Here is a 23,684-nt window from a genome sequence, read left to right on the forward strand (position 1 = left end):
ACCGAAGTCTTACAAAAGTCTTAAGTTTTTTATTCCACCAACTAATTTATACTATTTACCACCCTGCTATTTTTTCAGTTTATATCCCATAGCCCAAACCGTTTCTATATAATTCTCCTGGCCATTTGCATTAGATAACTTATTTCTTAACCTGCTCACATGTACATTTACAGTATTGTCATCTCCTAGAAATTCTTCCCCCCATACACTTTCAAAAATATTAGATTTACTATATACCTTATTGGGATTAGACAATAACAACTCTAATATTGCAAATTCCCTTACAGTTAATGAAACCAACTTTTGTCCAACTTTAACTTCTTTGCTTTCTCTGTTTAAAGTAATGTTTTTATATCTTAAAATAACATTTTTATCTTCTGTATGAGAAGTAAATTCTAAATATCTTCTCAGATTTGAATTAACCCTTGCAACTACTTCATCAGGGTCAAAGGGTTTACAAATAAAATCATCAGCTCCTTTTTCTAATAATTCTAATTTGGTGCTTTTGGATGTTTTTGCACTTACTACAATTATCGGAGCTTGTGTAATTTCTCTAATTTTTAGTATAGTTTCTTCTCCACTAATCCCTGGAATCATTAAATCTAATAAAATCATGTCCCAATTTTCATTTTCTACACACATTAAGGCTTCTGTTCCAGAAAAAGCCCCTCTGGAATCATACCCCCTATTTTTAAGGATACTGCAAAGTAATTTATTAATATCATTTTCATCTTCAACCACTAAAATCTTAACTCTTTTATCCATAATTTCTCTCCTTGTAATCCATATATAATTGTTTTATTCTGCAATTTTTATGTTTTTATATATATTCTATCACAGTTTTTCTGACTTCTTATTAAAACTCAATTATCCCATAGTCCTATGACTAGAAATAGAACCTTATTCATCACTACTGATAAATAAGGTTCATATCTGTACTATGAAAAGTCTAAATCTTCACCATTTATTTTCTATACCACTTTATTCCTCTTGTAAAATTACCCCCTCTACATGTCTTTTTTCCATAAGCTTATTCTTTTTTCTATAGCCCTTGCTTTTTAGCACTATATCCATGTCATATTCTTCTGGATATAACTCTTCTTTTTCAATATATATGGATAGTCTTTTCTTATTTATCTTTAGCTTCTTCTTCATTACCATAACCCCTACTTCACCCTTAGAGTTTTCTAGCTCACAAACTATCCCTGTTCTATCCATGTAGCTTATATACACACAATCTCCTATATTAAAGCTAGGCTTTGCTTTCTTCTTTTCCTTTATAGCATTTTTAATATTAGCTTTTTCAAATTTCTCAACCTGAGCCTCATGGTTAAGTTCTGCCTCTTCCTTAAGCTTTTGCTGCACAATAATATTATCTCTTAAGACCTTCATCTCCATTTCATAGTTTGAGTAATCTTTTTTAGTCTTATAAGTTATTTCATGGGCTCTTTCTATAATGTTTTTATTCATGCCTAAGCTAAGAGAAATTAAGAAGGCATTGCTCTCTCCAGCTTTTCCAATGCTTAACTTATATAAAGGCTTTAGGGTATTTATGTCAAATTCCATACAACCATTGGTGAAACCCTTATGAGCTCTAGCAAAACCCTTTATCTCATTATAGTGTGTGGTGGCAAGCAAGGTAGCACCTTTATTATATATCTCCTCTAATGTAGCTACAGCTATCCCCATGCCTTCCCCAGGTTCAGTACCTGAGCCTATTTCGTCAATAATAACTAAGGTATTAGGATCTGCACAGTCTAATATAGATATTACATTTTTTATATGGGAGGAAAAGGTACTCAGGCTTTGTTCAATGCTTTGACCATCTCCAATATCTGAAAGAATATCTACAAATATAGAAAACTCACTTTCCTTTTCTACGGGTACATGAAGCCCTGATTGAACCATCATGGTTAAAAGTCCAACGGTTTTTAAAGCTACGGTCTTTCCTCCGGTATTGGGTCCAGTTATCACTAAAGCTCTATAATCATTTCCTATCTCAAAATCTAAAGGTACTGCAGCTCTTCCTAATAGAGGATGTCTTCCACCTAGGATTTTTATATAGTGATTACAGTTTAGTTTTACTCCTCTTCCATCTATAGCTTTACTATATTTGGCTTTGGCAAATATAAAATCATAATGAGCCATGGTTTCTATATTAATAATCAAATCCCTTTCATAGCTGATTACCAAATTAGTAAGATTTGACAGAACTTTAAACACTTCTTTTTCTTCTTCAATTCTTAGAATATTTAACTCATCTTGAGCCTTCTTTACTTCCTCTGGCTCTACAAAAACTGTAGACCCGCTGCTAGATTTATCCTGGATAACACCAGAAACAGAGTTCCTATGCTCATTCTTTACAGGTATAACATATCGTCCATTTCTCATGCTCACTACAGAGTCTTGAATATAGCTTCTATACTTATCATTTTTCAGTACACTATCCAGTTTAGACTTTATCCTATCTTCTAATATTCTTATCTTTTTTCTTATTTTAGATAATTCTGAAGTAGCTTTATCCTCAACTCTTCCTCTTAATATACACCTTTGAATCTCTTCTACTACTTCCTGCATTTCACATATGGATAGAGCATAGCAGCTTATATTGGGAGCTACCTCTTTTTTATTATTCATAAAATCCCTAAGCCTTCGTCCTTCTACTAAAAAATCTGCTATAGTTTCTAGCTCCTCACCACTTAAAACCATACCTTTTCTAACCTTTTGCACTATATTATTCATACCCATCAAGCTATGAATAGGTATACTTGAAGTTATATCTGCAATGGCTCTTCCCTCATTAGTTTCTAATAAGTAGGCGTTTATAGCTGCTATATCTAAAAATGGCTCCAAAGCTTCTATTTTGTCCTTAGATATATCTGATAAGGCGTAACCTTTTAATATTTCCTTTATCTTATTGTATTCTAATAATTCTATGGTATTTTTATTCAATTTAGTTCCCTCCAAAATATAAATTTGTATTTCTTTTTTACAACTTTATCCTCCGCAAACATAATGCTTACACTTAACATAACCATTCCTCCTTTAGATCTTTAAATTGAGTGTATTTTAAGGAAATGGATAAAAATAAAAAGCCACAAGCAAACACCTGGTTTGCCTGTGACTTAAAAATATAATCCTTATATGTACATTACAAATGTTATAACACAATGCAATGTATATAGCTGACCCTCTAAATACTGATAGAGAATAGAAACAACTATTTTAGGACATAAAAATACCGTGCTAAAGCACGGTGAATATTCCTATATAAAAGGATATAGCTTTACCCGTGTTCTTATCTAAGTTCGAGCTAAAAACATCAACACAAATAAACCTACTTATAGCAGGATTTTTGTAAAAGCTTTTAGACTCTTTATTAAATTACTTAGTTAAGAACAACCTCGTTCATAAAACACACTCCTATTTTTTATGATTTAATTTTACCATAGTAATATTTTGTATTCAACAGTATTTTTCCCTTGCCTTAAATAATTATATACACTATACCTTATTAGCTATAAATAAAAAAGCTATTAGAGATATAAAACCCTGTTTTTATCTCTAATAGCTTATTTTGTTATTTATACATGAATAAATATTACCTTATGACATCATCTTGACTTCCTTGAACTTATCAAGGTCTGTGTAGAGTTCTCCCTTATATGGATTTCTCTTGGTTTTCTTCATTTTATATAGCATATAAATAAATACTGCTATATTGATTCCAAGGGCTAAAACTGCTAGAATTGTGTAAATTGTAGGATTGTAAGTAGACTTAACTACGAACTTTCCTGTATCCTGAAAGCTTGGAAAGGTCTGAGCAAACATACACCATACAGCTAAAGTTTGAGCTCTATGTTGTAGCCAAGCTCCTTTCCCCAGGGTAAAGGCACATAGGGTTGGTGCAATAAGTAATGCAAGGCCTGCATACCATGAATGTGTAGGTATACAATTATATGTGTATACAAAATTCCATGCATCATATGCAATAATCCAGAACCAAAGCATGTCTGGCCATAACATGTCCTTACTTTTATCCTTTTGTGTTTCCCTTCTTATTACTATTCCAAACCATCCAGTTATAGTAATAATGTTAAGTAAACCTGCCGCTGCATTCATATAATTCCATGCACCGCCCATTACCCCAACAACTTCTCCTTCAATTGCACCAGAATTAGTCATCCAGTAAGTAGAGCCTACTTGAATATCCCTTGCTACTGCCTCTAAAATATTTATAGCAAGAATCAATGGAGGAAAGCACAAAGCAATTTTCTTATCAGCTAGTCTCCAAATAACTTTTCCAGTAGTTTTATCCTTTTTCTCCAGGTGGCGAATGCACCAAAAACCAATGCAGCCTGCAGTTGCAGAATAAACCTTAGCTAAATGGAACCAGTCAGTATAAGTAACATCCTTTAAAACAGTGAACCAAATAGTTGTCAAAACTATTGGTAGGATTACAAAGCTAAAGAATCCTGCCCATTTCTGTCTTCTAGAAAATTCATTAAATATAAACAGAGAGGCAAATACAATAAACCATATTCCCCAAGAAGTAAATATCGTTGCTCCTTCAGCATAATTAAATTCAAACATTTTTTTCCCCCTAACCCCTTTTGAATTTTTAAAATCCTATACAAATTTCTTATTTTAATAAGCAACTATTTCCTTAATTAAAAACTCTTTTCCGCTTAATAATTCCCAGACACTATTTTTACAGTAAGGACATTCTTTTCTATTTTGAAGAAGATTATAAACCTTATTACAGTTTTTACATATTACATTCCCTGGCAGTATTTCCACTTTCAATTTTGTATCTTCTAGCATGGTACCATCCACTGCTGCCGGGTAACACTCTTCTATATATTTAGGAATCATGGAAGAAAGTTCTCCTATTTGCAAAACAATGGTATCAATTTTGGTTAGTTTATTTCTTATAGCAAAATTCTCCACAGTCTTCACTACTTCAATTACCACTCCAAGTTCATGCAAAGCAACACACCTCCATTAGTACAGCTTAAAATACACCCCATTCTCTTTTGATACCCTAAATTATTTAAAGAGTTTTGTTACCTTTTTAGCTGTAATTTTCACCTTGCGTTTAAGAACTTGTTTAATAACTACTGGTTTTAGATCCTCATAGGCTACGCCTTCACCATCATATTTTCTTACGAGAGAAATAGCATCAAACTTACATTTAGTAGTACATTGACCGCATCCTACACATAGAAATTCATCTACAACCGTTGCACCACAGCTAAGACAACGCTGTGTTTCCTTTTTCATCTGCTCTTCTGTAAGAGTTCCACGTAAGTCTTTGAAGGTTTGTTTTGATTTGCTGCCATCCACATGACCTACACTTTGTCTCTTAACATCATCATATCCTTGAAGATCTAAAGTTTCCTTATTTAAAGCATGATATTCTTTTCTGTCACGACCGATAATCAAGCTTTGTCCTGGCTGAACATAACGATGAATAGAAATTGCGCCTTCTTTACCTAAAGCAATAGCATCTATGGCAAACTTAGGACCTGTTAAGGCATCACCACCTGCAAAAACATCTGCTTCATCTGTCTGCAATGTAATTGCATCTGCTTTAACGGTATTATTTCTATTAAGCTGGATTTTACTATCTTTTAATAGATTACCCCAATGCATTCCTTGACCTATGGAAAGCAATATAGTATCACCTTTAACTATTGCTGTGTTATTTTCATCATAGGTAGGATTAAATCTTCCACTTTCATCAAATACAGAAAGACATTTCTTAAACTCCACACCTGTAGCAATTCCATTTTCAATAATAATTCTCTTTGGTCCCCAAGAATTATTAATTTCTATATCTTCTGATAAAGCTTCTTCAATTTCCTCTGGAAGAGCAGGCATTTCTTCACGGCTTTCTAAGCAGTACATCTTAACTTGTGTATCTCCAACTCTAGAAGCTGTCCTTGCCACATCTATAGCAACGTTACCTCCACCAATTACAATTACATTGCCTTGAAGCTTTAAATCCTTGCCTAGATTTACATCTCTCATGAAATCAATACCAGTAATAACATTTTTAGCATCTTCACCTTCTATACCTAGCTTTCTTCCTGTGCAAGCACCTATGGCCATATAAAAAGCTTCAAATCCTTGATTTCTTAAATCATTAAGACTTACATCTTTACCCACTTCAACTCCGGTTTTAAATTCCACGCCTAATTCTTTTAATATCTGGATTTCAGCATTTACGACTTCTTTTTCCAGCCTGAAGGAAGGTATTCCTAGGGTAAGCATACCACCAAGAACATTTTCTTTTTCAAACACTGTTACTTTATAACCCTGAATAGCTAGGTAATAAGCGCAGCTTAGTCCTGACGGTCCCCCTCCTATAACAGCAATCTTTTTACCATAATCATGCTTAATTTTAGGCACGTATCGATGATTAACATTTAAATCTTGTTCAGCAATAAATTTTTTGATTTCATCTATAGCTACTGGCTCGTCAATATCTCCTCTAGTACATTCAGACTCACACTTTCTTGGACAAATACGCCCACACACTGCTGGGAATGGATTTTCATGTTTTATTAGCTCAAGAGCTTCTCTGTATCTTCCCTGGGATGCAAGTTTTATATAGCCTTGAATGGCAATATGAGCCGGGCACTGAGTTTTACAAGGACTTGTACCAGTATCCACTACATCTTTTCTATTGGTTCTATAATCAGGATTCCATTTATCGGGACCCCATTCTGTATCCCTAGGAGTCTCAGTTCTTTTTATCTCTGTAATAACTGGTTCTTTTGAACATAATTTTTGACCTAATTGTAATGCATTAACAGGACAATTTTGTACACATTCACCACAGGCAACGCATTTATCCTGATCCACCTTAGAAACATAGTTTGAGCGCACCATATCAGCATTAATGAACATGCTAGCAGTTCTTAAAGATAAACAGGAACATCCACAGCAATTACAAATAGCATGAGTCTTACCAGAACCATCTAAGTTAGGTATTTGGTGCATTAAACCGTTTTCTTCTGCTCTCTTAATAATTTCAAAAGCTTCTTCACGAGTAATTTGTCTACCTCTTTTTGTACGTATATAATATTCCGCAGCATGTCCCATCTGAATGCACATATCTTCTTTAAGGTGACCACAACCTTCTCCCATAACTTCTCTTACTGTTCTGCAAGAACAATCTGATACAGAAAAAATATCGTTGTCCTTGAGATATTTTGAAACCTCTTCATAAGATGCTCTTCTAGTTTCACCTTCAATAGCATGTTCTATAGGAATAACACGCATGAGTCCTACCCCTACCGGAAAGCTTCCAGCTGTCTTAGGTCCTCTCACTCTCCCATAAGCTTCAAAGGCCTTTGCAATTTGTGGATACTTTTCAACATTCTTCTTATTGTTAGTCATCATCTCCATGATTCCAGGAACCCAAGTTTCATACCAAAAGGTATCTACTCCATCTATTTCATTGACAAAACAAACCCCTATGTCCGCTAATTCTAACAATAATTCTTCTGTTCTCTCTACAGATTTACCGCATAAAGGAGCAACATCTTTAGCTGTAACCTTTTTGCGTATTTCCATACAAAGTACTACTTCCGCCATTTCATCTGTAACCACAGGTTCAAGAATCATATATTCCGGATCTGTAGCTTTTATTTCATTTTTTGAGCCACGTTTCTTATTGCTGATGTGATTTGCAAGATCAAGTACCTTTTCCTTGACCATATATTATCCCCCCCAAAAATAATTATATATAAACTATAAACAAAACTATAAGCACCCTTGCATAAACGTTTACAATGCAGTAAACCTTTTAGTAGTAATAGATGTGTAAAATAAATTATTTATCTTTCCAACCCTTCACCTGCAAACGTATCCAATCCATCCACTCTTCCATTCCTTCTCCGGTTTTAGCTGATATGGGAATAACTTTAATATTTGGATTGAGTTTTCGTACTCTCTCTTTTACTGCCTCTAAATCAAAATCAAAGTACTCCGCTGCATCTATTTTATTAACTAATAAAACATCAACTATAGAAAACATTAAAGGATATTTTAAAGGCTTGTCATCTCCTTCTGGTATGCTTAAGATCATAGCATTTTTAGAAGCACCAGTGTCAAATTCTGCAGGACATACCAAGTTACCCACATTCTCCAAAATTACAAAATCCACATCTTCTGTGCCTAGACCCTCTAACCCTTGTCTAGTCATATCCGCATCAAGATGGCACATTCCTCCAGTGTGCAACTGAATCACTTTAGCACCAGCCTGTGAAACCTTGTGTGCATCCACATCTGAATCAATATCCGCTTCTAAAACCCCAATTTTTATCTCGTCTTTTAAGGCTTCAATGGTTCTCAAAACAGTGGTGGTTTTCCCAGATCCCGGTGAAGACATAAGATTTAATAAAAAAACACCATCTTCTTTTAATTTCCCCCTGAGTAGGTCCGCCTGACGGTCATTGTTTTCAAAAACACTTTGCTTAATTTCTAAAATTTTATAAGCCTCCATAAAACCTCTCCCCTTTTCATATAATTTTGATTATTAATTAAAGTAATTAAGCTGTGCAAATCTGCGGTTTGTCACAAAACATAACACTTGTTATGTTTATCATATAATACCTATATACCTTTGTCAATAAATTAACATTCAAAGTAGAAAATATATTCTGAAAATACAAAAAATTATATTCTTTAAATATTGCTACTATTATGAGTGGGTATTGATGATTTAAAAATATGATATACTATTTATGAATGAGGTGAATAATGTGATCGCTAATCAACAAAATGAAAAAAAGCAACGTATTTTAGATGCCGCAATTAGCGTATTTATAGAAAAAGGCTTTGAAGAAACAAGTATGCGTGAAATAGCCTCTGCTGCAGGTCTTACCACTGGTGCCATCTATCATCATTTCAAAAATAAAGATGAGCTATTCTACCATGCCGTAAAGGAAGCTATGTACTTTGCTCAAAAGCTTTCTGAAAAGGATGAAAGCAGTAATCTTAAAAGCACTGAAAATATGTTAAATGAAATTAGTAATAAAGTTAGGGAACGTATGTCAAAGGCTGACGAGCAACGTCTTTTAGTTTTATTGATAGGATATGTGGTATCAAAAGGTGGAACACTTAGCGAGGTCCTTAAAAAGGATTATAATGAAATCATCAGCAAAGTAGCAGATATGTACTTTTATGCCTTTGGCATTGAAAATGCAGCCTGTAAAAAAAATCTTGCTTCCATCCTAGTGGCAGCAATAGACGGTGTGGCCATGCAATATTCCCTTGGTGTTTTGAAACAAGAAGACCAAAACTTTAAAGACACCTTCGTTGAATTCTTTGCCCAAAGTATCCCTGCCTTTATGAAGGAAAATAAACTTTAATTTGTAAATAGGTAATAGATAAGAGGTAAGAAGTAAGAGGTAAGAGTTTTGAAAAAATTCAGCAAGGCTGAATTTTCATCACAACTATTACCTCTTACTTATCCACAATTTAATTATAAAAAACTCTATGAGTTTTATCCTTCACTCTTACTTCTTAGCTCTTACATATTACTTATCCACAAATTAACTATAAAAAACTCCCCGAGTTTTATCCATAACTCTTACCTCTTAGCTCTTACCTCTTACCTTGTATAATATATCTTTATAGGTGTATAGATTATAGTTTTATATGTGTATAGATTATAATTTTATAGGTGCATTTCTTTTAAGTTTTCTGAAATTACAAAATCTGCTTCAGTTATAGCTTTTATATCTTCTACAGTTAACCCAGGATAAACTTCCCTCAAAACTAATACTTTATCTACAACATCAAAGACTGCTTTTTCAGTTATTATAGTACTTACACAATTTTTACCTGTTAAAGGCAGCTCACACTTCTTCTTTATTTTAGAGTTTCCTTTTTTATCAGTATGCTGCAGTGTAGCTATAATTCTTTTTGTTCCATAGGTCAAATCCATAGCACCGCCTATACCTGGCCACCAGTAACCATTCCTCTTTACCGCCCAATTTGCTATATTACCAAATTGATCTACTTCTAAAGCCCCCAATATGGTTACATCTATATATCCTTTTCTCATAGCACCTAAAGATGTAGCAAGGGACATACAAGCTGCCCCAGGTAAAAATGTAACTGGCTCTGATCCTGCATTGGTAATATCTGAATTTACTTCACTATATTTTGGCCTTGGTCCAAAGCCAAAAGCCCCATTCTCTGTATGCATAATTAACTGTATATTTTCTGGTAAATAATTAACTGCTTGTGTAGGTATACCAATCCCTAAATTTGCAACTTCACCATCTCTTAACTCTTGAGCTGCTCTCCTTGCAATTATCTCTCTAACATCCATTTTATATTCCTCCTCGTATAAACTTCTAAGTAAAGTTAATCTTCCCTGCTTAATTTACCTTTTTTAATCCATGCTTCGCCATATATCTCATCCTGTTCTTCCACTGTATATCCTTGAACTACAGCATTTACAAAAACCCCTGAGCATCCAACTCTTTCAGGACTTATACTTCCAAAAGGAACGATTTCATTAACCTCTGCTATAGTAAATTTACCTGCCATAGCTATATCTGCATTATCATTCATGCTAGTTCCTCTAAATTCTAAATTTCCAAACTCATCTGCTCTCCAAGCTTTAACTATAGATACTTCAGCAGTTAATGCCGGTTCTATAAAACAATCTAAACCGTTAACATTAATGACTTTCTTTGGCTCATCTAAGTTTTTAAATAAACCAGGTTCATCTAAAATTCCTACACCTACTGGAACAAGAACACCACCTAATCCCATGGCTCCTGCTCTTACCTTTTCCATCCAAGTACCCATAGGAAAGAATTCCTTTATTAATAAATTGCCATTTAAATATTCCTCAGTGGATTCCTTAGAAGTTCCCACATGGCTGGAAATTAATTCTTTAACCTGCTTATTTTTATAAAGCATAGATGTACCAAAGCCATCCATACCTGAAGTTGCTGAAATAAGAGTCAAATTTTTGGTTCCTTTTTCGGCTAATTTTTCAATACATTTAATAGGAAAACCTGCATCAATAAATCCTCCTATCATCAAGCTTGTTCCATCTTTTATTACACTAAGTGCCTCATCCATTGATGTTACTTTAGATTTCATTATAATACCTCCAAATTTCATTTTAGATCTTTTATTTTTTTATTTCTGCTTCATAGCTTACTTTGTACTACCTTTCATTTGCTTCTAAAATGTATAGCAATACTTATGCCAAATGATATAGATACTCATTTGCAATGCTTCTATATGCTAAATAGAGTTTTATAAATAAAAATATGTCTCCTTTTGTATACACTTATAAGTACACTGTGTACACAAAAAGAGACATATTGTAAAATTATAATTCTATGTTTAGGCGCTTAATCTTTTTATACAAAACAGACCTGTGCATATTAAGTAATTGCGCAGCTTTGGTTTTATTACCATTACATTTTTTAATAGCTTCAATAATTATATCCTTTTCAGTCTTATCAATTAAACTGTTAAAGTGATTATCCCCTGGATTTATATTGATTAATTTAATCTCTTCATGATGTTCCCAAGGTTTTACAAGCAAATTATTAATATCAATTATGGAATCATCGCTATAATTAACTGCTTGCTCTAAAAAGTTTTCCAACTCTCTTACATTGCCTGGCCAGTGATAGCTTTTAATTATCTCCATTGAACCATGGGTAAAACCCTTTACGTTAGAGCCTAATCTATTATTTATTTTTTTCATTAAACCATCTACATATTTAGGTATATCCTCTGGTATTTCTCTTAATGAAGGCATCTTAATTTCTAGTACTTTTAATCTATAATATAAGTCTTCCCTAAACTTATTTAGAGTAATTAATTTCTCTAAATTCCTATTGGTGGCAGCAATTATTCTAACATCCAAATCAATGGGTGTATTGCCTCCAACCCTTTCTATTCTTTTATCTTGAATCGCTTGTAGAACTTTTGCTTGCATATATAGAGGCATGTCTCCAATTTCATCTAAAAACAAGGTTCCACCGTTAGCAAGTTCAAATTTTCCTACTTTTCCTTTTTTGCTAGCACCAGTGAATGCCCCTTCTTCATATCCAAATAGCTCAGACTCTAACAAATTTTCTGGTATAGCAGCACAATTTACTTTAATAAAAGGACCTTCTCTTCTCATAGACCTATTATGTATAGCTTGAACTAAAACATTTTTCCCTGTGCCGCTTTCCCCTGTTACCAGCAGGTTAGACATAGATCTAGAAGCTACGCAGGCTAATTTTTTTACAAGGAGCATAGGCTGAGAGTCACCAATCAAATCCATACAACTATGTAAATTGCTGCAATAACCTATATTCAAATGAGGGGTAGAAAGTTTTGTACTTACTTCTCTTGCTATGTTCATATCTGGAAAAATGGTTTTTAAAACAGCCCCTACGGTAGAGTCATTATATTTTATTGGATATCTTGATACAACTATTTCCTTATTGTTTATATTTAAAACCTCTCCCCAACTGTAATGTCCCCCAGCTATGGTATCCTTTAATCTGCAGTTAGGAATAAATTCTTTAATTTCTCCGCCAACTATATCACTTTCATTAACCTCCAAAATGTTCAAAAAAAAGTCATTGCAAAAAAATACTATTCCCCTAGTATCTATAGCCAAAACACCTTGAAAAGGATTATCCTTTAACGCAGAATAGATAAATTCCTTACTTGAAAGTTCATTCACAGCCACGTATCTCACTCCCTAGCATATATGAAAAATATACATACAAATATTAGTTTGGAAATTAGTAATATAATATGTAAATATTATAATCCATTCCCTAGAGTTTTAAAAGTTTAACCATATTTTATTAGAATAAATATGACTGTGACATTCTAATTATAAAATTAAGGAGTCACAGCCATATTTCCTTTAGTAACTATATTACCTATACGGATTATTAAATTTTGGAATTACGTTCATTTATTTTAACCATGAGTAATCTACTTTATAAATTTATGATATTAGTAATTAAAAACTATATCGGACCGTTATCTTTTACTATTTTATGCTTCTGTTTATCCTCATACATCAACACATCAACATACTTTTGAAATTCTTCTGATTTCATGTGGGAATTGTAGTCATATACGGCATAACCGCTGCTAAATAGAATTTTATATGGTTCAGAGCTGGATTCATTATACTTTTCAAAGCAGTTATTAATTCTTTTAACCATGTTTTCTAGGTCCTTTCTCTTTGATACATCTAGAATAATAAAGAATTCGTCACCGCCATATCTAGCAATTAAATCATTTGATCTTAAACAGCTCTTTAGAAGTTTTGCAGTGGTTTCTAGGGCGTTATCTCCCATGTCATGACCATAGTTATCATTTATAGCTTTAAAATTATCTAAATCTAGTAAAATAGCAGAAAAACTTTTGTTTGGAGTGCTTGTACTAATTTTTTTCTCTAAATACATATCAAGGCTCTTGCGATTATTTACTCCAGTAAGATAATCAGAATATATGTTATGATTCTGAATGTTTAAAAATAATACAAGCATTGAGGGCACAACACTATTTAGAATAAGTGAAAAACCATAAAATTTGATTTGTAGTACAATACCAATTAGTGGTGGAAAAGCAAAAAACATAAGTGAGAAAAAATATTTTTTTTCTAATTTTCCTCGATTTTTTAAGATTATTAAAAATGCCACCAACATCAATGTAATTGTGAGAAAGGCAGGGAGCAAAAACAATGGCCCTCTGTGGTAAATATTATTTGCATCTATATAGAAAAACCATCCATAAAATTGAGATATCATTAAAATAATAGCATTTACAATATTAATAAAAACTAACTTATAAGCTAATTGATTTGTTTTATCCTCATGGTGAAATACTTGAAAATGAACGTATAATAACCATATTGAAGATAAAACAGGGCTTGTCATAAAAATTAATAAATTTCCAAATCTATTTATAATAGGGTAAATGGTATTAGGTTTACCATCAAATCTACTTAATATGTCTATAATAAGCATAAAAATAGTACTGTATAACATCATCATATAAAGTTTATCTTTCAAGGAATCTTTTTCAGTGAGTCTTGCTGCACGAAATCCTATAATAATAAGTAATAGTATTGAATAAATATTTATAATTATGTTATTTTCTAAACTCATATGTTACCACCCTACTTGTTAAATCCATTTAATGACTCCATAGACATAAAGACATTCTATATAAGAGATAATACTTTCATCACCTGCACGTATCTTTACTTTATTGTAGCATATCTTTAAAAAAGCACCTATAAATTCTGTTAAAAAAACAATCCAGGGATAACATAAATTCCCTGGATTGCTGCTAGCTATAATGTTAATTCTGATAAATTAGCGTATAGTACTTTTTCAGATTCTTTTTTATCCCTACTTGCTTCTTCTAAGGACTTAACCCTTCCATAGTTTTCCTTCAGTTTACTGTTTACAACTCCCATTATATGGTCTGGCACTACAATAACACCGTAATTAATTATGGACAAAACTTTTTTATTAACTTTATCAGAATCAATATTCTCTTCAAATATTAATTTCCCCATGTTTCTTATACTTATTTGTTCTTGAATTTGATCCATATTTCCAGAAAAGCTTAATTTGCCGGTATTTGTAACTATTTTCCCATTTATTATTTCTACTTCTATATCATCGCTACCTAAAATTTTTTTAACCCTATCATAATACTTATCACTACAAATTATCTTTTCTGAGTATAAAGCTTTAATATAGTCTTCAAGTTTTATATCCTCTTCTAAATCTATTTCTACTTCGCCTTCTACAAATAAAATACTATCATTGTATTTTTTTATTGAACTGTCATTAATAATAATATCATTATCTATATAGATTATATTGCTTGAACCCTTTGGCAATATAACTTTATCTATTGAATAATAATCTTCAACATATTCAGAGATAATATTTTCAACTTCCCCATTGATAACTAATCTGTTTAAAACTTGGATATTAGCTATCTTTTCTTCAAAAAGCTTTTTATCCATAGGCTCTAAGATTACTAATTCATTGAAAGATAGCTTAACTTTTGATGGTAAACTTGCCATAAACTTATTTGTCAACTTAAATTTATTCTTAAAAAATATATATCCAGTATTATATTTAAAAACTTTTCCTTGAACTATGCATCTTGATTGTATAACTCCTGCTAGTTTTTTAGGACATATCAGGTTACCTTGCACTGCTACGAAATGTATTTTTTCTTCTATTAGCTCACTATCCATATCTGCCTTAAATGTAACAGATCCGCTTACTATAAAAATCACTGGCTTTGAAAATCCTTCTAAATACTCACTGTCTATTTCAAGCTCCCCTGAATAGTTTATAACCTCAATGTCTTTTGGTGCCTTTACAGTAGCACCCACATTCATTTTTTTACAATCTTTAAGTAGAAGTTGTGAATCATCACTTTCTATAAGAAACCCTATGTTGCATATATTTGAAATCTCTTTTGCTAAATCCTCTTTAATGTTTCTAGCGTCTAACATATTTATGTTTTCAATTTTGGACATATTATACCTCCTACAAATTCTTTTTTAATAGTTTTAATGAAGCACTTAATCGAGATCTTACTGTGGAAGGCGACATTCCTAGGACTTTTCCTATCTCATTGCTATTTAAATTCATGTTAAACTTAAGCCTTAGTATCTGCTTATTCTTTTCTGGCAACGATTCTAATAAATTTTTCATCACGACTTCCTCTTCAAAGCTTTTAATTTCTTCTTCTGGAACATCGTTATCAAAGAGCACCACTTTATTTTCTTTCCTTATAAAATCAATATTTCTATTTTTAATTACGGTGAAAAACCAACCTTTTATTTGATATTCATTCATATTTAAAAATATATTCTCATTTTCTAATGCTCTTACATAGGCATCTTGTACAAGATCAAAGGCTATATCTTTGTTGCCAGTAATAGATTTTGCATAGGCAATGAAATCCTTGTTATATTTTTTATAAACGGAATAAACCTTCATCCTATCACTTCCTCGATTAATGCTTTCACTTATATAACGTAGAAAGCTATAAAAGTGTCCAAATTATTTTCTATTATAAATTTAATTTAAATTCATATTGTACTAAATTTGTAATTCAAATCATATCATTATACAAAGAAGCTTCTTTAAATGAATGTATTATAAAATTAAAGTATTTTCACTTTATAGGCGGTGTATTGAAAATGATAGATAAATTGGCTTTACAACTTACCTCATACATTTGTACCGAAAGCTACAACAACGTTAAAGACAGAGCAAGGATACAGTATGGTTTAAGTGTAATTTTAAGTGAAGGGTTTAAAATTATTTCTCTAATACTGTTTTTTAATATAATACATAAGGAAAATTACTTCTATTTTTCCTTACTCATACTGCTATCCACAAGGGTGTTTGCTGGCGGAGTGCATTTAAAAGGACATCTTAATTGTTTGATTATAACAATACTGATATTTATCTTAACTAGTGTACTTGCTCCCTTAATCCCTAGACTTCCTCAAGTATATTATCTGCTTGTTGGTATAGCAAGTTTTCTAATAGCTTTAGTTAGGGCTCCAATACTTAGTGTAAGGAGACCTATAAAAAATAATAAAAAAAAGCTACAGTATAAGTTTATAGCAGCTCTGTCTGTAGCTTTATGGACCATTACTTTATTGTTTTTAGAAAACACTCCCTATACAAACTGCGGCTTCAGCACTATATTAATACAAAATATACAGCTAGTGCTGGTTAAAAAGCCGAAGCTATAACTTATTTAAAAAATAATTTATAAGCAGAAAGCGAGTAATATTAATTACTCAATACTTTCAGCTGAAAGGAGGGAAACTATGAAAAAGTTACTTAACAACTTCAGAGGAAAAACCCTATTATGTGCACTTTGTCTCTCTATAACTTCATTCGTATTTCCATGGTATGGGTCTTTTCTATTTCTTGGTGAACCAGAAATTCCAGAATGCTTGAAAGAAGAATAGTACCCAATTTATGACACCGTAATAGTAAAAATTGTATAGCCATTTTCAAAAGATAGTTGAATTCTACCTCCGTAGGATTCAACTATTTTTTTTACATTGTATAGTCCATATCCACGATTCCTTCCAGTTTTAGTAGTATATCCTAAATCAAAAATTTTACCGATATCATTAAATTCTATTCTTTCCCCTGTATTTCCAATTTCCACAATGTAATTATCTTCATAGCAGCCTATATTTAAGAATACTTTTTTCAAATCACCTTTTGAATTTAAAACAGCTTCAAATGCATTATTCAAAAGATTATTTAAAATCTCTGAAAGTTCATAATCCTTAAAAGGAAATATGGAACCCCCTTGGATTGAATACTTAAACTCAATACCATTCCTCACAGCCTCATTTATTTTATTGTATAGAATAGCCGTTATCACAGTATTATCTATTTGAAGCACCTTCTCCATGTTTTCCATGGAAATATTAAGAGAACCCATATATTGTGCTATAGTTTCCTTTAAATTTTTTTCATCGGATACTAGGACAAGGCTGTAAATAGTATTTAGATGATTTTTAAAATCATGCTGTCTTATCCTTACCTCCTCTAATAGTTTCGATATTACAGCAGAATATTTCTCATACTCCTCCAGCGACTTCTTTATTTCATTATTTTTCATATTATACTCAAGAAAAAATAAATTTACCAGAATGAATACTACAGGAATGATAAGATACAGTGCAATCACATCTAAAAACTCATGTCTTTTAAAATTCCATACCCATTTTGCAATTACTATATAAATGAGAAGATTCACAGATAAGAAATATATTTTAGAATTTTTCTGTCTAAAAAAAATCTTTAGTTTTTCACAAGGTACATATTTATACATATATAAACTAAGAAGCATACAGATGAGATTTGTAACAAGTAAATATATAAAATCATCTTTTACCATAGAGTATGGAATAGACAATGTCAGTGTAATTATTAAAGCAAGCTGTATTATGCCAAAAATAGCCATAATCAACCCAAACTCTAATAATAAATATTTCATACTTTTCTTAAATGTAATTTTAATAGCCAAAAATAGAAACACATAATTTGCAAAAAACTGAAAAGGGGGATAAATATAATTTGTAATAAGTACTACTAATGAAGTAAAAAATACAATGAGAACACTTTTATATAATGTTTTTTCATGTTTTTTATTAAACATGTTCCACAGCAGCATATAACTTCCTACTTCAAGGAATATTAGGATGAATATCTTATAATCACTCATCTATCTCTCCACCCACAACATTATTAAACTTATCAATTATACATTTCTTATAATTGTTTCCTAATAATGCAGTTTTGTCAGTATTATAGAAATAAATCTTATAGGAAGTTTTATCATTAGTTTTTTCAATCTTATTGATATATTTTACATTAACTAAATAAGATCTATGGCTCTGATGTATATTCTTATCTTCTATCATTGAATTTATCTTCTTAAGTGATAAATAATCTATGGTAAAAGAACCGTTTACAGTATGAATTGTTGAAGTCCTAATAAAGACTTCCACAAAAATTATTTCATTGATAAATATTTTCACCTGGATGTTCTTTACTGGAACAATTATAAACTTCTCATTAATTTCCGTAATAGCAACCTGTACACAGCTGCCTGACAGTAAAAACCTTGTTATTCTTTGGATGTTCTCCTTATTATAAGGTTTTAATATATAATCATAACAGTGAATTTTCTTAAAAGCTGGAAGCATAAACTCTTTATAAATTGTTACAAATATTATCCAGGTCAATCTATATTTTTCTATTCTTCTTATTTCTAGAGCAAAAGTAAGGCCTGATTCATTTTTCAAATTGATATCCACATAAAAAAGATTAATTATCTCATGCTTGGCTATTTTAAGAGCTTCTGTGATATTGGTAGCTTCATATACTCGATAAATGTTGCCTGATTGTTTTATAATATCTGACAGGGTTCTCAACTGAATACAATCATCTTCTAAGATTAATATATTGTACATATAGCATCATCCCCCTTTTACATTTATTGGTTCTTAATTGAATATTCTATATTACTTCGTAAATACCTTCCTATAAATTAAATTTTTAATTAATTAAATTAAACTTCTGATTTAAATTAATTACAACAATTGGTGTTTTCATGCAATTTTACTTCCATGTAAAAGATTACATGTTACAATTAAGCTACAAGCATATATCATTTTCTAACCTCTATCCAAGAAATGAGCAGATTGCACCTACCCATCTATTTATTAAAGGAGTGTGGTCTTGTGAACCTAAATTTTATAATTTCTATTTTATGTTTAACCATAATTGGAATTGTTGCTATGTTGCTTGGCTTCTGTTATAGACAAGATATAATGAAAGCTTTATTCCAAGCAAAAACAACTGTAAAAAAGGATGAGCTGTCCTCTGAAATCACATTAAATCTAGACAAAAAAGAAAGCAATAAGTAGCTCCGCCAAGCTTCCTATTGCAATAAAAAAACATTCAATTTATAATATCATAAGCTAATTGCAAGGTCCTGCAATCTGCTCACTTTATAAGTATACCACAAATATTGGTAATAATTCAATAGTTAATTTAAATTTTTCCATTTTTAATTTTTTATATTGCTTTAAAATTACCACTGCTCCCCCTTCACAATGTGTTTCCTACATTATGACTATCTAAAGTTAAAAAGTTATAGTATTTTTTTAATTATCTATTTAAAAAAGTAGATAATAAAAGACCCTAAGCTAATTAGATTAGTCTAGAGTCTTATGGTGGAGTAAATATATAGTAGATGAAATCCAATATAACCATTTCAAAAATTCTAATAACAAGTCTACGACTTTGACATAAATGCATACATGCTCTCACTCTTTCTTTATCTCATGCATATACTGACATTGCAATTATTTTCAAACAGGTGATTAATATTAAGCTAAATCTAGATATAGATATAAGAAATTTAGAATTTATAGGCAAAGGAACCCAAGGTAAAGTCTATAAAATAGACGCCAAAAAGTGCATAAAAGTTTTTAAAAATAAGAAAGAGTGCAAGAATGAACTTGAAACTTTATTAATGGCTCAAACAAATATACATTTTCCTAAACTTTATGAATCCGGAGTAAACTATATCATAAGGGAATATATTAATGGTATTGAATTAAACCAATACTTATCAAAACAAAAATTAACGCCTCAAATTTCAAGGAAGCTAATAGAACTATATGAATCCATGGTTAAGGTTGGTTATTTGAGACAAGATGCAGCAATATTTCATATCTTTGTAACACCTTCCAATGAACTTAAGCTCATAGATACTGCCAAAGCAATGAAAAAAAAATCCACAATTCCACATTTACTTATTAGTGGTCTAGAGAACCTTGGATACAAAGAAGACTTCTTTAATTTTTTAAAAAGTAATAGACCAGATTTGTATATTCAATGGATAAATTACTCTAAGAAAAAATATAAGAAGTTATAATGAAAGCCTTCATATTTTAGGTTACTTTAAAATTGAAAAATTAAAGATAATGTTAATAATTGCAAAAAAATTCTAACATAAAAACTTATTATATGTACAAAATAACTTAGAAGGTGGTGATTATACAATGGCTAATGAAAATAACCATTCCAGTTTCAGCCAGCAGAAGAATTGCTCAAACTCTAAGCACCAAAATAATTCTTTAAATGCTATCCATGAGAACAAATTCTCTGCCTCTAACAAATATAAAAATGTTGAACCTCTTCCAGAATCATCACGACCAAGACGGGATGGCCCTGGTGGAGAGGATGGAGATTAATTTGTATTAAGCTAAATAAACAAGTGATGATCGTCACTTGTTTATTTTATCCTCAATATTCCAATACTCTGATAGTACTTTTACTGATCATACATGTTCAAATTTACTTTATATGTCTAATGCAAATTCTACAAATACCCCACTTACTTGTGATACATTTCACTCTAAATAATTCTAAACTTATATATAGTAAAAATCCACGACAAATTATCGTGGATTTATTGGTAGAGGTGAAGCACAACCCTTAATATTCACTACTCAACCCTTTAGATATTTTCTTTTTAAAATAACTATTAATCTCTAATTGCATTTAACTTGTGAAGCAAGTATTCTTTTTTATTTAAAGGATCATAGGTTGCCTTTTGGCGGGTTTTAGTGAATTCAAATGGTACTTCCTTGTATCCAAAAAACTTTGTTAGAAACATACCTTTACCTTCTGTATAGGAAGCTATTTTTAGCTTGTATTCTTTTGAATTTTCTACTGGTATTAACCCTTTTATTAAAAATTCATCTTCAACAATAATGGGATTATCAAAGGTTGCTCTCATAGTTTCTAAGTCCCAAATAGCTTTACTCAAAACATTTTGTGGAATCCTTAGTTCAAACTCATGCAGAGGTTCCAATAAGTCAGTTTTAGCCTCATACAATGCTTCCATAAATACCATAGGAGTTACATCTCTAAAGTCCGCTGGAGTGCTGACTGGACTAGAAAACTCTCCACAGGTGAGTGTAACTTTTATATCAGTAACTTCCCAACCAAACAGACCCTGTTTGCTTGTCTTAACAACTGCTTCCTCAATAGCATTTTGAAAAGACTTTGGTAATGATCCTACTGAAACATTGGAAATATATTTTAATTCCTCACCTCTACCTGCAGGTTCTATTTTTAAGCCTACTGTTGCCCAGAAAGGATTTACCCCTTCCTGCATACGCATTATTGCCGTACCAACATTTTTAGGCGTTTCTTTGTAAATAGTCTGGATATTTGAAAACTCTACTTTAATTTCATATAAATCTTCTAATATAGAACTTAATATTTCCATTTGAACTTCACCAAATAAGTTAATATAAATCTCTTTATCTCCATCATCCATACCTAATTCTAATAGTGGATCTTCTTCTGTGAGAAAGGTTAATACCTTAAATAGCTCTCTATTTTCTTCTTTGTTAACGGCAGATATATTCGTTTTTAATGCTGGTTTAGCTATAGATATATTTTTAGTTCTATTATTCGCAATTCCAATAACATCTCCAACTTGAAAACTTGTAAGCCCATATAAAATACCTATATCTCCTGCTTCTATACTAGATATTTCAACAAGTTTACCATTTTCTAAGCCACTAATTTTCTTCACTTTTTCCATCATATCTTTATTGGGTACTTCAATTCTATCTCTTACAGATATTTTACCGCTAAATAATCTTACGTAAACCTTCTTTTCATTTGTATTTGTTCTTTCAATTTTAAACACTATTCCAGATAACCCACCGCTGTAATCTCCACTGGCAAATGGTAGATAACTGCAAATTCCATCTAACAAATCTTTGATGCCAAGTCCAACTGATGCGGCACCAAAAAGCACAGGATATAAACCTCCTTCCCTTGAATAAATTGAAAGCTTTTCTTGTATTTCTTTTTTATCATATTCTATTCCGTTAACATATTTCTCTAAGAATACTTCATCTAAATCTGATAAAACATTAATAACATCATCATTTGTTTCATCTAAATTATTTAGATAAACCTCTCTGCTTCCTTCACCATATAACTCTTGTAATCTGACTATTTTATTAGACATTGTCTTTTTTATTTCTTCAAAAACTTTATTACAATTTGCTCCAACTCTATCTACTTTATTTATAAAAATTATAGTTGGAATTTTTAAAGCCTTCAATGTGTTAAATAATATTCTCGTCTGTGATTGAATACCTTCTACTGCAGATATAACTAATATAGCTCCATCTAAAACACTTAAAGAGCGTTCTACTTCAGAAATAAAATCCGCATGTCCTGGGGTGTCGATAATATTTACTTTAACATTATTCCAAGTGTAGGATATTGCTGATGATTTTATAGTAATTCCTCTCTTACGTTCAAGCTCCATGGAGTCTGTTTGTGTATTACCTAAGTCTACCTTACCAATTGCTTTTATAACTCCACTGTAGAATAAAAGATTTTCAGTTGTAGTTGTTTTTCCCGCATCAACGTGAGCCACAATTCCTATATTAATTGTTTTCATAAGTATCATCTCCCCCTCTAGCGCATTTAACATCTTTTTTATCCGTTATTAAAGAAACAATATATACAACTAATAGTGAAGTGCATTCTATCCCAATGCTTATAGAAATTTTTATAGCTATAAACTGCATTGCTATAGCACTTAATATCATTCCTGCGATACCATGAACCTTTTCAATATAGTACACTATCATAATTGTCGCTACCAATGAAAAGCACATCGGTGAAATAGCTGAATAAGCTGAAAATAATAAATAATTTTTATATGCTAAAAACTTTTCAACCATTAATTATTCACCATCCTTATATTACGAAAAAGTTTGCTTGTATCTTGTGATCTTAATATCTTAATCATCCTAATAATCTCCTTAAAAAAACAAAAAGCCGCAAATGAACACAGGTTCACTTACAGCCTCATAATTATATGACCTAAATATAAACATAAAATATAGGACTTTAATTTATACAACTTATTATTAAGCTATATACACTAAAATCTTATATAATATTTATAAATGCAGCAAAAATAGGCATAAAAATACCGTGTTTAGAACACGGCTTTCCTACTTATGCAAATAAGGTGTAACATGCTCATTTAAA

General features: G+C 31.3%; 22 protein-coding genes. 6 read left to right on the forward strand and 16 right to left on the reverse strand.

What is annotated here, in order from left to right; genetic code table 11:
* Positions 1–66: 66 nt before the first annotated feature.
* From BUA82_RS11910 to hypB, 6 genes are all read right to left on the reverse strand, one after another.
* A complete protein-coding gene (locus BUA82_RS11910; RefSeq protein WP_073008342.1) occupies positions 67–765 on the reverse strand; it encodes a response regulator transcription factor in 699 nt (232 codons plus the stop codon).
* 216 nt (positions 766–981) lie between these two features.
* Positions 982–2,952 (reverse strand): endonuclease MutS2, encoded by a 1,971-nt coding sequence (locus tag BUA82_RS11915; RefSeq protein ID WP_073008345.1) that lies wholly within the window; start codon positions 2,950–2,952, stop codon positions 982–984.
* Between the two features lie 654 nt (positions 2,953–3,606).
* A complete protein-coding gene (locus tag BUA82_RS11920; protein WP_073008348.1) occupies positions 3,607–4,593 on the reverse strand; it encodes a DUF5692 family protein in 987 nt (328 codons plus the stop codon).
* Between the two features lie 54 nt (positions 4,594–4,647).
* Complete coding sequence (locus BUA82_RS11925) at positions 4,648–4,989, reverse strand: hydrogenase maturation nickel metallochaperone HypA/HybF (RefSeq protein ID WP_073008350.1); 342 nt, start codon at positions 4,987–4,989, stop codon at positions 4,648–4,650.
* 60 nt (positions 4,990–5,049) lie between these two features.
* Entirely contained in the window at positions 5,050–7,728 is a 2,679-nt protein-coding gene (locus tag BUA82_RS11930; protein WP_073008353.1) for an FAD-dependent oxidoreductase, read from the reverse strand.
* Positions 7,729–7,843: 115 nt separating this feature from the next.
* Entirely contained in the window at positions 7,844–8,515 is a 672-nt protein-coding gene (gene hypB, locus BUA82_RS11935; RefSeq protein WP_073008355.1) for a hydrogenase nickel incorporation protein HypB, read from the reverse strand.
* A 241-nt stretch (positions 8,516–8,756) separates the two neighbouring features.
* Here hypB and BUA82_RS11940 point away from each other — a divergent pair, with 241 nt between their 5' ends.
* Positions 8,757–9,383 (forward strand): TetR/AcrR family transcriptional regulator, encoded by a 627-nt coding sequence (locus BUA82_RS11940; RefSeq protein ID WP_073008358.1) that lies wholly within the window; start codon positions 8,757–8,759, stop codon positions 9,381–9,383.
* Positions 9,384–9,691: 308 nt separating this feature from the next.
* Here BUA82_RS11940 and BUA82_RS11945 read toward each other — a convergent pair whose 3' ends face one another.
* From BUA82_RS11945 to BUA82_RS11970, 6 genes are all read right to left on the reverse strand, one after another.
* Positions 9,692–10,351, reverse strand: coding sequence for a 3-oxoacid CoA-transferase subunit B (locus tag BUA82_RS11945; RefSeq protein WP_073008361.1), 660 nt, complete (start codon positions 10,349–10,351; stop codon positions 9,692–9,694).
* 35 nt (positions 10,352–10,386) lie between these two features.
* Positions 10,387–11,136, reverse strand: a complete 750-nt coding sequence (locus BUA82_RS11950; RefSeq protein WP_073008364.1) for a CoA transferase subunit A — start codon at positions 11,134–11,136, stop codon at positions 10,387–10,389.
* Positions 11,137–11,371: 235 nt separating this feature from the next.
* A complete protein-coding gene (locus BUA82_RS11955) occupies positions 11,372–12,736 on the reverse strand; it encodes a sigma-54 interaction domain-containing protein (protein ID WP_073008367.1) in 1,365 nt (454 codons plus the stop codon).
* Between the two features lie 289 nt (positions 12,737–13,025).
* The gene (locus BUA82_RS11960; protein WP_073008370.1) at positions 13,026–14,174 is read right to left on the reverse strand and encodes a GGDEF domain-containing protein; all 1,149 of its coding nucleotides are present in this window, start codon (positions 14,172–14,174) and stop codon (positions 13,026–13,028) included.
* A gap of 188 nt (positions 14,175–14,362) precedes the next feature.
* Positions 14,363–15,574 carry a hypothetical protein gene (locus tag BUA82_RS11965; RefSeq protein WP_073008373.1) on the reverse strand — a complete coding sequence of 404 codons (1,212 nt, stop codon included), beginning with the start codon at positions 15,572–15,574 and terminating at the stop codon, positions 14,363–14,365.
* Positions 15,575–15,584: 10 nt separating this feature from the next.
* Positions 15,585–16,040 carry an RNA polymerase sigma factor gene (locus BUA82_RS11970; protein WP_073008376.1) on the reverse strand — a complete coding sequence of 152 codons (456 nt, stop codon included), beginning with the start codon at positions 16,038–16,040 and terminating at the stop codon, positions 15,585–15,587.
* 203 nt (positions 16,041–16,243) lie between these two features.
* Here BUA82_RS11970 and BUA82_RS11975 point away from each other — a divergent pair, with 203 nt between their 5' ends.
* Both BUA82_RS11975 and BUA82_RS20485 read left to right on the forward strand, forming a co-directional pair.
* The gene (locus BUA82_RS11975) at positions 16,244–16,807 is read left to right on the forward strand and encodes an accessory gene regulator B family protein (RefSeq protein WP_073008379.1); all 564 of its coding nucleotides are present in this window, start codon (positions 16,244–16,246) and stop codon (positions 16,805–16,807) included.
* A gap of 78 nt (positions 16,808–16,885) precedes the next feature.
* Complete coding sequence (locus BUA82_RS20485; protein ID WP_143148623.1) at positions 16,886–17,029, forward strand: cyclic lactone autoinducer peptide; 144 nt, start codon at positions 16,886–16,888, stop codon at positions 17,027–17,029.
* 8 nt (positions 17,030–17,037) lie between these two features.
* Here the strand turns inward: BUA82_RS20485 and BUA82_RS11980 are convergent, their stop codons facing one another.
* Together BUA82_RS11980 and BUA82_RS11985 are read right to left on the reverse strand one after the other, a co-directional pair.
* Complete coding sequence (locus BUA82_RS11980) at positions 17,038–18,303, reverse strand: sensor histidine kinase (RefSeq protein ID WP_073008383.1); 1,266 nt, start codon at positions 18,301–18,303, stop codon at positions 17,038–17,040.
* Entirely contained in the window at positions 18,296–19,054 is a 759-nt protein-coding gene (locus BUA82_RS11985) for a LytR/AlgR family response regulator transcription factor (protein ID WP_073008386.1), read from the reverse strand. The genes BUA82_RS11980 and BUA82_RS11985 overlap by 8 nt, the downstream gene beginning before the upstream one ends.
* A 270-nt stretch (positions 19,055–19,324) precedes the next feature.
* Between BUA82_RS11985 and BUA82_RS11990 the strand changes: the two genes are divergently transcribed.
* From BUA82_RS11990 to BUA82_RS12000, 3 genes are all read left to right on the forward strand, one after another.
* Positions 19,325–19,510, forward strand: a complete 186-nt coding sequence (locus BUA82_RS11990) for a hypothetical protein (protein WP_073008389.1) — start codon at positions 19,325–19,327, stop codon at positions 19,508–19,510.
* 455 nt (positions 19,511–19,965) lie between these two features.
* The gene (locus tag BUA82_RS11995) at positions 19,966–20,526 is read left to right on the forward strand and encodes an RIO1 family regulatory kinase/ATPase domain-containing protein (RefSeq protein WP_242948967.1); all 561 of its coding nucleotides are present in this window, start codon (positions 19,966–19,968) and stop codon (positions 20,524–20,526) included.
* A 127-nt stretch (positions 20,527–20,653) separates the two neighbouring features.
* Entirely contained in the window at positions 20,654–20,845 is a 192-nt protein-coding gene (locus tag BUA82_RS12000) for a hypothetical protein (RefSeq protein WP_073008392.1), read from the forward strand.
* A gap of 293 nt (positions 20,846–21,138) precedes the next feature.
* Here the strand turns inward: BUA82_RS12000 and tet are convergent, their stop codons facing one another.
* Both tet and BUA82_RS20700 read right to left on the reverse strand, forming a co-directional pair.
* Positions 21,139–23,085: a tetracycline resistance ribosomal protection protein gene (tet, locus tag BUA82_RS12005; RefSeq protein ID WP_073008395.1), complete on the reverse strand. Its 1,947-nt coding sequence runs from the start codon at positions 23,083–23,085 to the stop codon at positions 21,139–21,141.
* On the reverse strand, positions 23,072–23,371 hold the full coding sequence (locus BUA82_RS20700; RefSeq protein WP_073008398.1) for a hypothetical protein: 300 nt from the start codon (positions 23,369–23,371) through the stop codon (positions 23,072–23,074). Before BUA82_RS20700 ends, tet begins: the two co-directional genes overlap by 14 nt.
* Between the last annotated feature and the right edge of the window lie 313 nt (positions 23,372–23,684).

Origin of the sequence: Clostridium amylolyticum, from assembly GCF_900142075.1 — a bacterium.
Classification (GTDB): domain Bacteria; phylum Bacillota; class Clostridia; order Clostridiales; family Clostridiaceae; genus Clostridium_AA; species Clostridium_AA amylolyticum.

Coding starts and splice junctions, on each gene's coding strand:
- BUA82_RS11910 (WP_073008342.1), bottom strand. CDS start 765: ATGGATAAAAGAGTTAAGATTTTAGTGGTTGAAGATGAAAATGATATT.
- BUA82_RS11980 (WP_073008383.1), bottom strand. CDS start 18,303: ATGAGTGATTATAAGATATTCATCCTAATATTCCTTGAAGTAGGAAGT.
- BUA82_RS11965 (WP_073008373.1), bottom strand. CDS start 15,574: ATGTCCAAAATTGAAAACATAAATATGTTAGACGCTAGAAACATTAAA.
- BUA82_RS11985 (WP_073008386.1), bottom strand. CDS start 19,054: ATGTACAATATATTAATCTTAGAAGATGATTGTATTCAGTTGAGAACC.
- BUA82_RS20700 (WP_073008398.1), bottom strand. CDS start 23,371: ATGGTTGAAAAGTTTTTAGCATATAAAAATTATTTATTATTTTCAGCT.
- BUA82_RS11950 (WP_073008364.1), bottom strand. CDS start 11,136: ATGAAATCTAAAGTAACATCAATGGATGAGGCACTTAGTGTAATAAAA.
- BUA82_RS11960 (WP_073008370.1), bottom strand. CDS start 14,174: ATGAGTTTAGAAAATAACATAATTATAAATATTTATTCAATACTATTA.
- BUA82_RS12000 (WP_073008392.1), top strand. CDS start 20,654: ATGGCTAATGAAAATAACCATTCCAGTTTCAGCCAGCAGAAGAATTGC.
- hypB (WP_073008355.1), bottom strand. CDS start 8,515: ATGGAGGCTTATAAAATTTTAGAAATTAAGCAAAGTGTTTTTGAAAAC.
- BUA82_RS11930 (WP_073008353.1), bottom strand. CDS start 7,728: ATGGTCAAGGAAAAGGTACTTGATCTTGCAAATCACATCAGCAATAAG.
- BUA82_RS11920 (WP_073008348.1), bottom strand. CDS start 4,593: ATGTTTGAATTTAATTATGCTGAAGGAGCAACGATATTTACTTCTTGG.
- BUA82_RS11945 (WP_073008361.1), bottom strand. CDS start 10,351: ATGGATGTTAGAGAGATAATTGCAAGGAGAGCAGCTCAAGAGTTAAGA.
- BUA82_RS11970 (WP_073008376.1), bottom strand. CDS start 16,040: ATGAAGGTTTATTCCGTTTATAAAAAATATAACAAGGATTTCATTGCC.
- BUA82_RS11940 (WP_073008358.1), top strand. CDS start 8,757: ATGAATGAGGTGAATAATGTGATCGCTAATCAACAAAATGAAAAAAAG.
- BUA82_RS11975 (WP_073008379.1), top strand. CDS start 16,244: ATGATAGATAAATTGGCTTTACAACTTACCTCATACATTTGTACCGAA.
- tet (WP_073008395.1), bottom strand. CDS start 23,085: ATGAAAACAATTAATATAGGAATTGTGGCTCACGTTGATGCGGGAAAA.
- BUA82_RS20485 (WP_143148623.1), top strand. CDS start 16,886: ATGAAAAAGTTACTTAACAACTTCAGAGGAAAAACCCTATTATGTGCA.